Origin of the sequence: Streptomyces sp. NPDC049879 (assembly GCF_044461265.1) — a bacterium.
Classification (GTDB): Bacteria; Actinomycetota; Actinomycetes; order Streptomycetales; family Streptomycetaceae; genus Streptomyces.
Map to the genome: position 1 here is coordinate 1406905 of NZ_JBITKT010000001.1, position 15140 is coordinate 1422044.

A 15140-nucleotide genomic window follows, 5' to 3' on the forward strand; every position below is an offset into this window, starting at 1 on the left:
CTCAGTGCGGCCAGACCGGCGGGTCGGTGACGAAGTGCCCGCCCAGGCGCGACTGGTCGGGCCGCGTCGTGTCCAGCTCGCCCTCCCGCGCGATCAGCGCCTCCGCGAACACCTCCGAGTCGTCCCGCGGCTCGTACCCCAGCGCCTTCGACGCCGACAGGTCCCACACCGCCCGCGTGTTGGCCGACGACCCGTAGACCACCGTGTGGCCCACGTCCCGCGCGTCCAGCGCCGCGTGGAAGAGCCGTGCCCCGTCCGCCGGGCTCAGCCAGACCGACAGCATCCGCACCGACGTGACCTCGCGGAAGCACGAACCGATCCGCACCGACACCGTCTCGATGCCGAACTTGTCCCAGTAGAACTGCGCGAGGTCCTCGCCGAAGCACTTCGACAGCCCGTAGAACGTGTCCGGCCGGTGCGGCGTGCCCACCGGGACGCGGGGCTCGTCAGGACCCGGCCACGGCGTGTACCCCACCGCGTGGTTGCTCGACGCGAACACCACCCGGCGCACGCCCTCCGCGCGCGCCGCCTCGTACAGGCGGTAGGTGCCCTCGATGTTCGCGCGCAGGACCTTCTCGAACGTCGACTCCAGCGATATCCCGGCGAGGTGCAGGATCGCGTCGCACCCGCGCACGGCACCGGCCAGGGCCTCCGCGTCGTTGAGGTCGGCCGTCACCGCGTCCGGTTCGCCCGGCACCGGCAGCGCGTCGAACAGCCGCAGCCGGTAGCCGTACGCCGGGAGCAGCTCCCGCATCAGGGTGCCGACGCCGCCCGCGGCGCCGGTGAGCAGGACGGTGCGTCCGGCGGGCTGAGCTGCGGTCATCGGGGCTCCGTCCCTCGCTGTGGGCAGTTTCTGTCCGGATAGGGGAGTGTTCATATATGGGGACAGGCTAGGGAGAGACTCCCCGCACGTCAACGGCAACTTGACCGCTCATTCGGCCCTGAACTAGCGTGTCCGTTCAGGAATATGGACACCGATCACCATCTTGTTCGGCCAGGGAGATGTGCATGACCGAAGCCGCGCTCGCCGGACGCCTCGGGGGACTGCTGTTCTTCCCGGTGACCCCCTACGGTCCCGACGGCTCACTGAACCTCGACGCCTACCGCGCCCACGTCCGCGCCGGGATCGACGCCGGGGCGGGCGCCGTCTTCGCCGCCTGCGGCACCGGCGAGTTCCACGCCCTGACACCCGACGAGTTCGGCGCCGTCGTCGCCACCGCCGCCGAGGTCGCGGACGGCGCCGTGCCGGTGGTCGCCGGCACCGGCTACGGCACGGCCATGGCCGTCGACCTCGCCCGCCGCGCCGAGGCCGCGGGCGCGGACGGCCTCCTCGCGCTGCCGCCCTACCTCGTCGTGGCACCGCAGGAGGGACTCGTCCGCCACTACACGGAGATCGCCGCCGCCACCTCGCTCGACGTCATCGTCTACCAGCGGGACAACGTGACGTTCACCCCCGAGACCGTCGTCCGCCTCGCCCGCACCCCCGGCATCGCCGGACTCAAGGACGGCCTCGGCGACCTCGAACTCCTCCAGCGCGCCATCTCCGCCGTCCGCGCCGAACTGCCCGGCAGCACCTTCCGCTGGTTCAACGGCCTGCCCACCGCCGAACTCACCGGCCCCGCCTACCGGGGCCTCGGCGTGCACCTCTACTCGTCCGCCGTCTTCTGCTTCGCCCCCGAGATCGCGCTCGCCTTCCACGCCGCCCTCGCCACCGGCGACCTGGAGACGACCGCGACCCTCATCGACGGCTTCTACCGCCCCCTCGTCGAACTCCGCAACCAGGGCCGCGGCTACGCCGTCTCGCTCGTCAAGGCGGGCGTACGGCTGCGCGGCCTGGACGTCGGCCCGGTACGCCCCCCGTTCACCGAACCGGCGCCCGAGCACCTCGACCGCCTCGCCGAACTCGTCGACCACGGCCTCGGACTGGTGAAGCGGTGAACGCCCTGCCGCGCGCCGGGGCCTTCGTCTACCCCTGGGACATCGCCGGGGACCCCGCCGCCGCCGACCGCCTCGCCCGCCTCGGCGTCGCCCAGGCCACCCTCGCCGCCGCCTACCACTCCACCCGCGCCCTCACCCCGCGCCACCCCGCCCACCGCGTCGTGACGGCGCGGCACTCCGCCGTCTACTACCCGCCCGGCAGCCGCTGGTCGCGCCGCGCCCTGCGCCCGCACCCCCAGCGCTGGCTGCCGGGCGACGACCCGTACGGCGAGGCCGCCGACGCGCTCGCCGCCGCCGGGCTCGACGTCCACACCTGGGTGATCCTCGCCCACAACACCCGCCTCGGCGAGGAGCACCCCGCGAGCACCGTCGTCAACGCGTACGGCGACCGCTACCCCTGGGCCCCCTGCATCGCGCGCCCCGAGGTCCGCGACTACGCCGTCACCCTCGCCGCCGAGGCCGCCGTACGACCGGGCGCGCGCGGCACCGAGCTGGAATCCTGCGGCTGGTACGGCCTCGACCACCTCCACGCGCACGACAAGACCGGCGGCGCGGCGCTCGGCGGCGTCGGCGGCTTCCTCATGTCGCTGTGCTTCTGCGACATCTGCCGCACCGGCGCCGCCGCCCACGGCATCGACCCGGAGGCGCTGCGCGCGTCCGTCGTGAAGGCGCTCGACCCCTGGTGGACGGACGGCCCCGCCAGGCCACGCCCCGCCTACCGTGCGGACGAGTGGACCGCCGTCCGCGACCTGCTGGGGGAGGAGACGGCCGCCGCCGTCGCCGCCTGGCGCGGCGCGACCGCCGGCACGTTCCAGCGCGCCGCCGTCACCGCCGTCCGCGAGGAGGCCGCGCGCCGGGGCGTCGAGGGCTTCCGCGTCCTCCTGCACGCCGACCCGGCGCCGCACCGCTGCGGCGCCAACGCGGGCGTGGACCCGGCGGCCGTGCTCGCCCACGCCGACGGCGTCGTCCTGCCCTGCGCGGGCGGCGCGACGGCGCGCGCCGACGTCCTCGCGCCGTTCGCCGCACACCGTGAAGCTCATCACACCGTCGCGGCGAACTTCCCCGTCGTCACCGGCATGGGAGGCAGCCCCGCCACCCTCGCCGACGACGCGCGCCACGCGGCGTCCCTGGGCGCCACCGAGCTGCGGCTCTACCACTTCGGCCTCGCGCCGGACGCCGACCTCGACGCGGTGGCGGTCGCGCTGGGGAGCTGAGCCGAGGGCGCAATTCCGTAACGGTGCGGCATCGTGTTACACAGGGAAAACCTCCCCAAGCTGCTGAGCAGGCAGAATCCCGGGGTCCCCGTAAAACCGTCCCCCACCCCGTTACAGAGGATGACGTCATGCCTCCTGCGCCCGCGCAGCGCTTGGACCGCTTCTTCCAGATCTCGGAGCGCGGCTCCACCATCGGCCGGGAGGTGCGCGGCGGACTCGTCACGTTCTTCGCGATGGCCTACATCCTGGTCCTCAACCCGCTGATCCTCGGCGGCGACAACGTCCAGGACATCAACGGCGACCAGCTGTCGTTCCCGCAGCTGGTCACCGTCACCGCGCTCGTCGCGGCCGTGATGACCATCCTCATGGGCATCACCGCCAACCTGCCCCTCGCCCTCGCCGCCGGCCTCGGCATCAACGCGATGCTGGCGTTCCAGATCGCCCCGCAGATGACCTGGCCCGACGCGATGGGCCTCATCGTCATCGAGGGCATCATCCTGTGCGTCCTCTCCGCGACCGGGCTGCGCGAGGCGGTGATGAACGCGATCCCCATGGGCCTCAAGCAGGCCATCGGCGTCGGCATCGGCCTGTTCATCGCGCTGATCGGCTTCGTGGACGCGGGCTTCACCACCGGCCTCGCCGGCTCCCCGCCGCTGAGCCTCGGCGGCACCGGCGAGCTGCACGGCTGGCCCATCCTCGTCTTCTGCCTCGGCCTGCTGCTCACGCTGGCGCTGCTCGCCCGCAAGGTGAAGGGCGCGATACTCATCAGCATCCTGGCGATGACCGTCTTCGCGATCATCGTGAACGCGATCGCCGACGTGGACGACGCCGCCTGGGGCGTCACCGCGCCCAAGCTGCCCGACGACATCGTGGCCAGCCCCGACCTCGGCCTGCTCGGCAACTTCAGCCTCTTCGGCGCGTTCGGCGAGGTCGGCACCGTCACCGTCGTCCTGCTGATCTTCACCCTCTTCCTGACCGACTTCTTCGACACCATGGGCACCGCCGTCGGCGTCACCAACGAGGCCGGGCTCCTGGACGAGAACGGGCGCGTGCCGCGCCTGGGCCGCCTGCTGTTCGTGGACGGCCTGGCCGCCGCGGCGGGCGGCGCCGCGTCCGCCTCGTCCAACACGTCGTTCGTCGAGTCCGCCGCAGGCGTCGGCGAGGGCGCGCGCACCGGCCTGGCCAACATCGTCACCGGCGGCCTGTTCGCCGCCGCGATCTTCCTGTCCCCGCTGGCCGCCGTCGTCCCGCCGCAGGCCGCCGCCCCCGCCCTGGTCGCCGTCGGCTTCCTGATGATGGTCCAGGTCGGCCGCATCGACTGGACCGACTACGCGATCGCCATCCCCGCGTTCGTCACCATCGCGGTCATGCCGTTCACCTACTCGATCACCAACGGCATCGGCGCCGGGTTCATCGCCTTCGTCGTCCTCAAGGTCGTCCTCGGCCGCGCCCGCGAGGTCAGCTGGCTGCTGTGGCTGACCGCCGCCCTGTTCCTCGTCTACTTCGGGATCAACCCGATCGAGCAGCTGCTCGGGGTCGACTGACGCCATGCCGCGCCTCCCCGGAACGGGACACCGCTACGCACGCCGCACCGCGCGCGTCCTCCTGCTCGACGCAGACGACCGGCTCCTGCTCCAGCGCATGGAGGACCGCGCGACCGCCGCCGCCTACTGGCTCACGCCGGGCGGCGGCGTCGGGCGGCACGAGGACCTGGCCGCCGCGGCGGCCAGGGAACTGCGCGAGGAGACAGGCCTGCACGTCACCACCGCCGCGCTCGGCGCCCCGGTGGCCCGCACGCACGGGCACCTGGCCTCCGACTGGCTGACCGGCCTGGTCGAGGACACCTTCTTCCTCCACCGCGTGACCGCGCACACCGTCGACACCAGCGGGATGGAGGAGTTCGAGCGCGGCGCCACCACCGCGTTCCGCTGGTGGACCGTGCCCGAGATAGCGGCGACGGCCGAACGCGTCGTCCCCTTCGCCCTCGCCCCCCTGCTCACCGACCTGATCGCGGGCCGCGTTTCCGCCCGGCCCGTCGAACTGCCCTGGCACCACTGAGCGGACGGCGCCCTCCGGGGAGACGCCCGGCGTTCTAGGGTCTGTCCGGCGGGTCTTGCCTGTCTCACGACGTCCGGCGTGGGGGGCCTCCCGGGCCTCCGGGCCTGGGGGAACCTCGCTGCGTTGCCGCATCGCGCGAATACGGCCGGGTATGAGCTGCGATCCGGCGCCTTGCGATGCACCGGCACCTGGGGGCACCCCCAGCCGCCAGGCTGGGGGAGCCGTGAGCCGCGACAAGATCCGCCGGACAGACCCTAGAGGTGCCTGGTCGCCAGCGCCAGCCGGTCGCGGGCGTCGAAGAGCGCCTCGCGGATCAGCTGCTCGTGCCCCGGACGCAGCCGCGCCACCGGCACCGAGCAGCTGATCGCGTCCCGCGCCGGACGGCGGTAGGGGATCGCGATGCCGAAGCAGGTGAGCCCGAGCGTGTTCTCCTCGCGGTCGATGGCGTAGCCGCGCTCGCGGATGACCGCCAGCTCCCCGATCAGCCGCTCGCGGTCGGTCACCGTGTGCTCGGTCAGCGGCTCCAGCTTCTCCGGCAGCAGCGCCCGCACCTGGTCGTCCGAGTGCGTGGCGAGCAGCGCCTTGCCGAGCGACGTCGAGTGCGCCGGGAGCCGCCGCCCGACGCGCGTGAACGGCCGCAGGTAGTGCTGCGACTGGCGCGTCGCGAGGTAGACGACGTTGGTCCCGTCGAGGCGGGCGAGGTGGATCGTCTCCGACGTGTCGTCCGACAGCCGGTCCAGCGTCGGCCGCGCGGCGGCCACCACCTCGTCGCCGTCGATGTACGACGTGCCGACCAGCAGCGCCCGTACGCCGATGCCGTAGCGGGTGCCGGTCGCGTCGGTCTCCACCCAGCCGAGGTCCACCAGGGTGCGCAGCAGCATGTAGAGGCTCGACTTCGGGTAGCCGACGGCCGCCTGCACGTCGGCGAGGGAGTGCATGCCGGGCTGCCCGGCGAAGTACTCCAGCAGCTCGACCGTGCGCACCGCCGACTTGACCTGCGCTCCGCCCGTCTCCGGTACAGCCATCCGGCCTGACCCCCTTGTTCCGCGCCGCAGCGACATATTACAGTCCCGTTATTCACATACAGGGACGTCGTTCAGTATAGAGAACCGGGCGGCGTGCGACAGGAGGAGGCGCGAGCCCGGTGGCCGTACCAGTGTGGAGCGTGGACCCGCGGACCGGAACGCGGCGCGGGCAGGCCGCCGAGGAAGCCACGGCCGCCGGTGTGGACGCCGCCGTCCGCGCCGCGCACGCCACCCGCGCCGCCCTCGCCGACCGCGACCGCCGCACCGCCCTGCTGCGCGCGGCGGCCGCGCGGCTCACCGAGGCGGGGGACGCCCTGATCGCCGCCGCCGACGCCGAGACGGCCCTCGGCGTCCCCCGCCTCACCGGCGAACTCGCCCGCACCACCGGCCAGTTCCTCGCCTTCGCCGACGAGGTCGCGGACGGCGGCGCGCTCGGCGTCGTCATCGACCACGCCGACCCCGCCGCCACCCCGCCGCGCCCCGACCTGCGCCGCTACAAGGTGCCGCTCGGCGTCGTCGCCGTCTACGCCGCCTCCAACTTCCCGCTCGCCTTCTCCGTCCCCGGCGGCGACACGGCCAGCGCCCTCGCGGCGGGCTGCCCCGTCGTCGTCAAGGCCCACCCGGACCACCCCGAGACCTCCGAACGCGCCGCCGCCGCCCTGCGCCTCGCTGCCGCCGACGCCGGGCTGCCCGAGGACGTCGTCACCCTCGTCCACGGCTTCCAGGCCGGGATCGACCTCATCGGCCACCCCCTCGTCACCGCCGCCGGCTTCACCGGCTCGGTACGCGGCGGCCGCGCCCTGTTCGACGCCGCCGCCGCCCGGCCGGTCCCCATCCCCTTCTACGGCGAACTCGGCAGCCTCAACCCGGTCGTCGTCACGGAACGGGCCGCCCGCGAGCGCGCGGACGAGATCGGCGCCGGGCTCGCCGCCTCGATGACCCAGGGCACCGGCCAGTTCTGCACCAAGCCCGGCCTCGTCCTCGTCCCCTCCGGCGACGCGGGCGACGCCCTCGTCGCCGCGCTCGCCGCCCGCCTCGGCGAGGCCGCCCCCGGGGTGCTGCTCGACGCCGGGATGCGCGACGCGTTCGCCTCCGGCGTCGCCGCGCGGACGGCCCTCGACGGCGTGACGGCGCCGGTCGCCCCCGGCCGGGCCGCCGACGGCACCGTCACGCCGGGCTTCCTCACCGTGGACGCCGCCGGGCTCGCCGCCGAAGGCCCGCACGACCTGCTGCTCGACGAGTGCTTCGGCCCGGTCACCGTCGTCGTCCGCCACACCGGCGATGCCACGCAGGGCCCGGCCGCCGCGCTCCTCGCCCGCCTCGGCGGCAGCCTCACCGCGACCGTCCACCTCGCCGCCTCCGAGACCGGCGGCGAGCACACCGCGACCGGCGGGGCCCTGCTCGCCGCCCTCACCCCCCTCGCGGGCCGCGTCCTCGTCGGCGGCTGGCCCACCGGCGTCGCCGTCACCCCCGCCCAGCACCACGGCGGCCCGTACCCCGCCACCACCTCGCTGTTCACCTCAGTCGGCGCGACGGCGATCGAACGGTGGCTGCGCCCCGTCGCCTACCAGTCCACCCCGGAGGCCCTGCTCCCCCCGGAACTGCGCGACGACAACCCCCTCGGCCTTCCGCGCCGCGTGGACGGCGTACGGCAGGGCTGACACGCGGCCGTCCGCACGCCGCGGCCGGAGATGAATAGGCCGTACGAATGGAGGTGGCCGGACGTTCACCTTCGGGGCTTCTCGGCGCCACCGGCGGCTCCTAGCCTCACGGAAACGTCACTGCCGCCCCACACGTGAGGTCACGCGATGTCAGGACAGCTGCCCGTCTTCCCGGAGATCGACCCCGACGACGTGAGCTCCAACCCCTCCGGAAACCGCACCTTCGGGGAGGTGGCCGCACGCCGGCTGTCCCGCCGCGACGCCCTCCTCGGGGGAACGGCCGCCGCTGCCGCCGGGTTCCTGGCGGCAGCCGGCGCCGGCACCGCCTCGGCCGCGACCGCCACGGCTGCCGCACCCGCCGCCGCACCGGCACGGCACGGCGGCGGCCGCGGCCTGCTGGGCTTCACCCCGGTCCCCACCAGCACCGACGACGCGCTCACCGTCCCCGACGGCTACGTCGCCCAGGTCCTCATCCCGTGGGGCACCCCGGTCCGCCCCAGCGGCCCCGCCTGGCGCCCCGACGCGGGCAACACCGCCGAGGAACAGGCCCAGCAGGTCGGCATGAACCACGACGGCATGCACTACTTCCCCCTCGGCCGGGGCTCCGAGGGCAGCCGCCGCGGCCTGCTCGTGCTGAACCACGAGTACATCGACCAGGAACTCCTCTTCCCCGACGGCCCCGCCGAGATGACGCCGGAGAAGGTCGCCAAGGCCCTCGCCGCGCACGGCGTCAGCGTCGTCGAGATCGAACGGCGCGGCGACACCTGGCGCGTCGCCGAGTCGCGCCGCGCCCGCCGCATCACCGGCAGCACCCCCGTCACGTTCTCGGGCCCCGTCCGCGCCGACCACCCGGCCCTGCGCGCGGACGGCCCGCCGCTGGGCACGCTCAACAACTGCTCCAACGGCTGGACGCCCTGGGGCACGTACCTCACGTGCGAGGAAAACTGGAACAACTACTTCGGCACGACCGACCCCGACTGGCAGCCCACCCCCAGCCAGGCCCGCTACGGCGTCTCCCGCAGCGGCGGCGGCTTCCGCTGGCACCTCGCCGACCCGCGCTTCGACCTCGCGGCCAACCCGAACGAGATCAACCGCTTCGGCTGGGTCGTCGAGATCGACCCGGAGAACCCGCAGGCCAAGCCCGTCAAGCGCACCGCGCTCGGCCGCGTCAAGCACGAGGGCTGCACCGTCACCGAGTCGCGCGGGCGCATCGTCGCCTACACCGGCGACGACCAGGACGGCGACTACATCTACAAGTTCGTCGGCCAGGGCAACTGGCGGGTCCAGCGCGCCCTCGGCCGCAGCCCGCTCGACCACGGCACGCTCTACGTCGCCCGCTTCGACGACGACGGCACCGGCACCTGGCTCCCGCTCGAACACGGCCGCGGCCCCCTCACCCGCGCCAACGGCTGGGCCGACCAGGCGGACGTCCTCCTGCGCACCCGTGAGGCGGCCGACGCGGTCGGCGCCACGCGCATGGACCGCCCCGAGTGGATCTCCGTCAACCCCGACAACCAGGACGTCTACTGCACGCTGACGAACGGCAGCGGCTGGGACAGCGCGGTCAGCCCCCGCCGCCCCAACCCGTACGGCCACATCGTCCGCTGGACCGAGCACCACAGGGACAACGCCGCGACCACCTTCGAGTGGGACCTCTTCCTCCTCGCGGGCGACCCGGCGCACGACCCGGAGACGACCCTCGACGAGCGCGACGTCTTCGGCTCGCCCGACGGCCTGGCCTTCGACGCCGACGGCCGCCTGTGGATCCAGACCGACGTCTCCAACTCGACGCAGAACCTCCCCGAGCGCGGCCACGAGAACATCGGCAACAACCAGATGCTCGCCGCCGACCCGCGCACCGGCGAGATCCGCCGCTTCCTCACCGGCCCGCGCGGCGCCGAGATCAGCGGCATCACGTTCACCCCCGACCGCAGGACGATGTTCGTGAACGTCCAGCACCCCGGCGAGGCGACGACCGCCTGGGGCACGCCGAGCCCGGACGACCCGCGCGCCGTCAGCAACTGGCCCGACTTCGCCCCCGACGGGCGTCCCCGCTCGGCGACGGTCGCCGTCCGCCGCAGGGACGGCGGGGTCATCGGCGCCTGACCCGCTCCGCCCATCGCACGCAACGGCGCGGGCCCGGACACCCCAGGGGTGTCCGGGCCCGGTCGCGCCGTCGCCGCGCGGTTAGCGCACGGGGGTGAAGTCCCGCGCGCCGATGAAGTCCGGGCGCCGCACCGGCGCCGCGAACGGCTCCACCGCCGCGTTCTCCACGCTGTTGAACACGATGAACACATTGCTGCGCGGATACGGGGTGATGTTGTCCCCCGAGCCGTGCATGCAGTTGCAGTCGAACCAGGTCGCCGACCCGGCCCGCCCCGTGAACAGCTTGATCCCGTGCCGGTCCGCGAAGTCCGTCAGCGCGTCGTCCGACGGCGTGCCCGCGTCCTGCATCTGGAGCGACTTCTTGTAGTTGTCCTTCGGCGTCTCGCCCGCGCAGCCGAGGAACGACGTGTGCGAGCCCGGCATGATCATCAGGCCGCCGTTGGTGTCGTAGTTCTCGGTCAGCGCGATGGACACCGACACCGCCCGCATGCGCGGCATGCCGTCCTCCGCGTGCCAGGTCTCGAAGTCCGAGTGCCAGTAGAACCCGCTGGCCCCGAAGCCCGGCTTCACGTTGATCCGGCTCTGGTGGACGTACACCTCCGAGCCGAGGATCTGCCGCGCCCGGTCCACCACCCGCGGGTCGCGCACCAGGCGGGCGAACACCTCGCTGATCCGGTGCACCTCGAAGACCGAGCGGATCTCCCCGGACTGCGGCTCCACGATCGACCGTTCGTCGGCCCTGATCCGCGGGTCGTCCACCAGCCGGTCCAGCTCGGCCCGGTAGACCGCCACCTCGTCCGGCGTGATCAGCTCCCCGACCGCGGCGAACCCGTCACGCTCGAACGCCGCCAGCTCCGCCGAGGCGAACGGGCCCGGCGCGTCCGTGCCCGCCCACACCACCGGGTCCTGGCGCGGGGTGGCCACCTCGGTGGCGCCCCGGGTCGGGTACAGGTCGGCTGTCCGCTCGGGTGCGGCTGTCATGACTGACTCCTCTCCTCGTGGTCCTGCGTGTCCTGCGTGTCCTGCGCGCGCTGCGTGCCCCGCGCCGTGCTACGACGCCTCGGTCAGCAGCGGGTAGACGCCGTTCTCGTCGTGGTCCTCCCTGCCGGTGACCGGCGGGTTGAAGACGCAGATGGTGCGGAAGTCGGTGCGCGGGCGCAGCGTGTGCTTCTCGTGCCCGTCGAGGAGGTACATGGTCCCGGGCGTGATCAGGTGCTTCTCGCCCGTCTCCTCGTTGGTCAGCTCGGCCTCGCCCTCCACGCACAGCACGGCCTCGATGTGGTTCGCGTACCACATCCGCGTCTCCGTGCCCGCGTAGAGCACCGTCTCGTGCAGCGAGAAGCCGACGCCTTCCTTGGCCAGCACGATGCGCTTGCTGCGCCAGGTCCCGGACGCCGACTCGACGTCCCGGTCGGTGCCCTCGATGTCCTTCAGCGATCGGACGATCACGCTTCTCCCTCTCGGTCTGCTCTCGGTCAGTGGTGTGTGCGGCGTGGGGCCCGGTCAGTCCGTCTCGCGCACCGCGCGGGTCAGCGTCCGCAGGCCCTCGTCCAGCTCCTCGGGCGTGACGGTCAGCGCGGGCAGCAGCTTCACGACCTCGCTCTGCGGCCCCGACGTCTCCACCAGCAGCCCCAGCTCGAACGCGCGCCTGCACACCGCCGTCGCCCGCTCCGGGTCCTCGAACGTGAGGCCCCACACGAGCCCGCGCCCCCGGTACGCCGCGCCGGTGTGCTCGGCGGCCAGCTGGCGCAGCGCCGTCTCGACCTGCTCGCCCCGGGCGAGGGTCTGCTTCTCCATGCCGCCGTCCGACCAGTACGTGTCCAGCGCGGCGGCGGCCGTGACGAACGCCGGGTTGTTCCCGCGGAAGGTGCCGTTGTGCTCGCCCGGCTCCCAGATGTCCAGCTCGGGCGAGAACAGCGCCAGCGACATGGGCAGCCCGTACCCGCTGATGGACTTCGACAGCGTCACGATGTCGGGGACGATGCCCGCCTCCTCGAAGGAGAAGAACGCGCCGGTGCGCCCGCAGCCCATCTGGATGTCGTCGACGATCAGCAGCATGTCGTGCCGCTTGCACAGGTCCGCGAGGCCGCGCAGCCACTCGGGCCGCGCCACGTTGATGCCGCCCTCGCCCTGCACCGTCTCCACGATCACGGCGGCCGGCTTGTTCAGCCCGGACCCCGCGTCGCCCAGCAGGCGCTCGAACCAGATGAAGTCCGGCGTGCGCCCGTCCAGGTAGTCGTCGAACGGCATCGGGGTGCCGTGCACCAGCGGGATGCCCGCCCCGGCGCGCTTGAACGCGTTGCCCGTGACGGCCAGCGCGCCCAGCGACATGCCGTGGAACGCGTTGGTGAACGACACGATCGACTCGCGCCCCTTCACCTTGCGCGCCAGCTTCAGCGCGGCCTCGACGGCGTTGGTCCCGGTCGGGCCGGGGAACATCACCTTGTAGTCGAGCCCGCGCGGGTGCAGCACGGTGCTGCGGAACGTCTCCAGGAACGCGCGTTTGGCCGTCGTCGACATGTCGAGGCCGTGGGTGACGCCGTCGCGCTCCAGGTAGTCGAGCAGGGCGCGCTTGAGGACCGGGTTGTTGTGGCCGTAGTTGAGCGACCCCGCCCCGGCGAAGAAGTCGAGGTACGTGCGGCCGTCCTCGTCGTACATGCGGCTGCCGCGGGCGCGGTCGAAGATCGTGGGCCAGCCACGGCAGTAGCTGCGCACCTCCGACTCCAGGGTCGTGAAGACGCTCAGGTCGGGCTGGGTGATGGTCACAGCGGTCTCCTGGTCTGCGAGAGGTCTCAGGGATTCGGCGGGTGGGGGGAACAACAGGGGGTGCGGGTGGGCGCGCGGCCGTCGGGTCAGGGGTGGAGCGCGCCTTCGCGGGCCTCTATCGGCCCGATCCGGTAGAGCAGTTCGGGCGCGTGCCCGCCCTCGGGGAACAGCGCCGCGTCGAACAGCACCTCGCGCTCGACGACGGCGCCGTGGCGTTCGGCGAAGGACGTGAAGAGGCGGTCGGAGGCGTGGTTGTCCGGCGTGACGGTGGTCTCGACGGCGTTCACCCCCCGCGCGCTCCCCGCCCGCCGGACCAGGGCGTCCAGCATGGCGGCGGCGACGCCCTTGCCACGCTGCGCGTGATCGACCGCCACCTGCCAGACCAGCAGGGTGCGCGGGGCCTCCGGACGGGTGTACCCGGTGATGAAGCCGACCGCCTCGCCCGATCCGTCGCGGGCCACGATAGAGGTCGCCGCGTAGTCGCGGCACCACAGCAGGTAGCTGTAGGAGGAGTTCAGGTCAAGGACGCGGGAGTCGCGGGCGATGCGCCACAGCGCGGCTCCGTCGGCGGGCATCGGGGCGTCCAGGACGAGGCCGTCGCCGGCGGGGGAGGCGTCGCTCCCGGCCTCGAAGCGGTCGTCGGGATCGGCGGGGAAATCGCGTTCTCGCACACTGCCGGGCGCTTCGCGATGTGCGCGATCACGTCCGTCGCGCCGGGCATCGATATCGGTGTCAGCGGGGTCTGGTTGTGCGGGGGTCATGGAGATTGAATTTACCCAGTAACGCTGAAAAACGCATGGCGGATTCGGGTTACCAAGCGTGCCCTCCTGTGGTAACGCGCGCGTGAAGGCGGACGGCCGGGTCGGCGAAAACGGGCGTTCTGTCCGTTAGTTACCGGACAAAAGGGGCGCTCGTGTGGGGGTCATCACAGATGTGTAACGTCCGTGTGACCTTCTTGTCCTTGTCTTGGCCTGATCCGGTGACCGTCGGGGGAGTCCGCGAAAGGGGGTTTAGGGTCCGCGAAAGCGGGCAGAAGTGCGCCGGTAACCTCCCCTCGATATTCACCGGAATACGCGGTGGAAAAACCGCTGAATTCTCTCTGTCGGGAACATGACCGCCACCTTCCGCACCGTATCGGATTCCCCGCGGCCGGCCCCCGCGCGACCACCCCGAGTGCCTGATTCGTTCGACACGGTGTGCGGCCGTCGCCCCCGTGTGCAGACCGCCGGGACCGTGTGATCATGGGGCCCGTGCCCGACCTCCATCTCACGGGACGCGTGCTCGCCGGTCCCGACGACGTACGGGACGGCCTGTGGGTCGTCGGCGGACGCGTCAGCCTCACCCCGCCCGCCCACGACCGCGACACGGTCACGGTCGACGGCTGGGTGCTGCCCGGCCTCGTGGACGCCCACTGCCACGTCGGCCTCGGACGGCACGGCGCCGTGGACAGGGCGGAGACCGAACGGCAGGCGCGCGCCGACCGCGACGCGGGCGCCCTCCTGCTGCGCGACGCCGGATCGCCCGCCGACACCCGCTGGACCGACGCGCGCCCCGACCTGCCGCCGGTCATCCGCGCGGGCCGCCACATCGCCCGCACCCGCCGCTACATCCGCGGCTACGCCGACGAGGTCGAACCGGAGGGCCTGGCGGCCGCCGTGCGCCGCGAGGCGCGCCGCGGCGACGGCTGGGTGAAGATCGTCGGCGACTGGATCGACCGCGCCACCGGCGACCTCGCCCCCTGCTGGCCCGCCGGCGCCGTCCGCGCCGCGGTCGCCGCCGCCCACGCCGAGGGCGCCCGCGTCACCGCCCACTGCTTCGCCGGGGACTCCCTGCGCGACCTCGTGGAGGCGGGCATCGACTGCGTCGAGCACGCGACCGGTCTCACCGAGGACACCATCCCGCTCTTCGCCGAGCACGGCGTCGCCATCGTCCCCACACTCGTCAACATCGCGACATTCCCCGCGCTCGCCGCCGGGGGCGACGCCAAGTACCCCCGCTGGTCCGCCCACATGCGGCGGCTGCACGAGCGCAGATACCACACCGTGCGCGCCGCGTGGGACGCAGGAGTGCCCGTCTACACGGGGACGGACGCGGGCGGCGGCGTGGCGCACGGCCTGATCGCCGCCGAGGTCGCCGAGCTGGTCAGGGCGGGTCTCCCGCCGCTCGACGCGCTCTCCGCCGCCACCTGGGGCGCCCGCGCCTGGCTCGGCCGCCCGGGGCTCACCGAGGGCGCCCCGGCCGATCTGGTCGTCTACCCGGCCGACCCCCGCGCGGACATCCGCGTCCTGGCCCGCCCGACCCGCGTCGTCCTGCGCGGACAGGTGGTTGCCTAAACCTCCGCAACTACGCCCGATCGAGTGAAGCGGTCCTGT

The 15140-nt window shown here is 73.2% G+C and carries 13 protein-coding genes; 7 read left to right on the forward strand and 6 right to left on the reverse strand.

Annotated features, from left to right (window positions below):
* Position 1: 1 nt before the first annotated feature.
* Entirely contained in the window at positions 2 to 823 is an 822-nt protein-coding gene (locus tag ACIBPC_RS06560) for an NAD(P)-dependent oxidoreductase (protein WP_362966648.1), read from the reverse strand.
* A 185-nt stretch (positions 824 to 1008) separates the two neighbouring features.
* On the opposite strand from ACIBPC_RS06560, the gene ACIBPC_RS06565 reads away from it, so the two are divergent.
* The 4 genes from ACIBPC_RS06565 to ACIBPC_RS06580 all read left to right on the forward strand — a co-directional run bounded on the left by ACIBPC_RS06565 (position 1009) and on the right by ACIBPC_RS06580 (position 5210).
* Positions 1009 to 1938 carry a 5-dehydro-4-deoxyglucarate dehydratase gene (locus tag ACIBPC_RS06565; RefSeq protein WP_362966646.1) on the forward strand — a complete coding sequence of 310 codons (930 nt, stop codon included), beginning with the start codon at positions 1009 to 1011 and terminating at the stop codon, positions 1936 to 1938.
* Between the two features lie 5 nt (positions 1939 to 1943).
* Positions 1944 to 3152 carry a hypothetical protein gene (locus ACIBPC_RS06570; RefSeq protein ID WP_398841792.1) on the forward strand — a complete coding sequence of 403 codons (1209 nt, stop codon included), beginning with the start codon at positions 1944 to 1946 and terminating at the stop codon, positions 3150 to 3152.
* 128 nt (positions 3153 to 3280) lie between these two features.
* Positions 3281 to 4696: an NCS2 family permease gene (locus ACIBPC_RS06575; protein WP_398841685.1), complete on the forward strand. Its 1416-nt coding sequence runs from the start codon at positions 3281 to 3283 to the stop codon at positions 4694 to 4696.
* A gap of 4 nt (positions 4697 to 4700) precedes the next feature.
* Positions 4701 to 5210: an NUDIX domain-containing protein gene (locus ACIBPC_RS06580; RefSeq protein ID WP_398841687.1), complete on the forward strand. Its 510-nt coding sequence runs from the start codon at positions 4701 to 4703 to the stop codon at positions 5208 to 5210.
* Between the two features lie 254 nt (positions 5211 to 5464).
* Here ACIBPC_RS06580 and ACIBPC_RS06585 read toward each other — a convergent pair whose 3' ends face one another.
* Entirely contained in the window at positions 5465 to 6235 is a 771-nt protein-coding gene (locus tag ACIBPC_RS06585; RefSeq protein ID WP_362966640.1) for an IclR family transcriptional regulator, read from the reverse strand.
* Between the two features lie 119 nt (positions 6236 to 6354).
* Between ACIBPC_RS06585 and ACIBPC_RS06590 the strand changes: the two genes are divergently transcribed.
* A complete protein-coding gene (locus ACIBPC_RS06590) occupies positions 6355 to 7896 on the forward strand; it encodes an aldehyde dehydrogenase family protein (protein ID WP_398841689.1) in 1542 nt (513 codons plus the stop codon).
* A 147-nt stretch (positions 7897 to 8043) separates the two neighbouring features.
* A complete protein-coding gene (locus ACIBPC_RS06595) occupies positions 8044 to 10002 on the forward strand; it encodes a PhoX family protein (protein ID WP_398841690.1) in 1959 nt (652 codons plus the stop codon).
* An 81-nt stretch (positions 10003 to 10083) separates the two neighbouring features.
* Here the strand turns inward: ACIBPC_RS06595 and thpD are convergent, their stop codons facing one another.
* The 4 genes from thpD to ectA form a co-directional block, all read right to left on the reverse strand.
* Entirely contained in the window at positions 10084 to 10983 is a 900-nt protein-coding gene (thpD, locus tag ACIBPC_RS06600; RefSeq protein ID WP_398841692.1) for an ectoine hydroxylase, read from the reverse strand.
* 69 nt (positions 10984 to 11052) lie between these two features.
* A complete protein-coding gene (locus ACIBPC_RS06605; RefSeq protein ID WP_362966632.1) occupies positions 11053 to 11451 on the reverse strand; it encodes an ectoine synthase in 399 nt (132 codons plus the stop codon).
* Between the two features lie 54 nt (positions 11452 to 11505).
* On the reverse strand, positions 11506 to 12768 hold the full coding sequence (gene ectB, locus ACIBPC_RS06610; protein ID WP_398841693.1) for a diaminobutyrate--2-oxoglutarate transaminase: 1263 nt from the start codon (positions 12766 to 12768) through the stop codon (positions 11506 to 11508).
* 86 nt (positions 12769 to 12854) lie between these two features.
* A complete protein-coding gene (gene ectA, locus ACIBPC_RS06615) occupies positions 12855 to 13343 on the reverse strand; it encodes a diaminobutyrate acetyltransferase (RefSeq protein ID WP_362966711.1) in 489 nt (162 codons plus the stop codon).
* 666 nt (positions 13344 to 14009) lie between these two features.
* Here ectA and ACIBPC_RS06620 point away from each other — a divergent pair.
* Complete coding sequence (locus tag ACIBPC_RS06620) at positions 14010 to 15101, forward strand: amidohydrolase family protein (protein WP_398841695.1); 1092 nt, start codon at positions 14010 to 14012, stop codon at positions 15099 to 15101.
* Positions 15102 to 15140 lie beyond the last annotated feature (39 nt).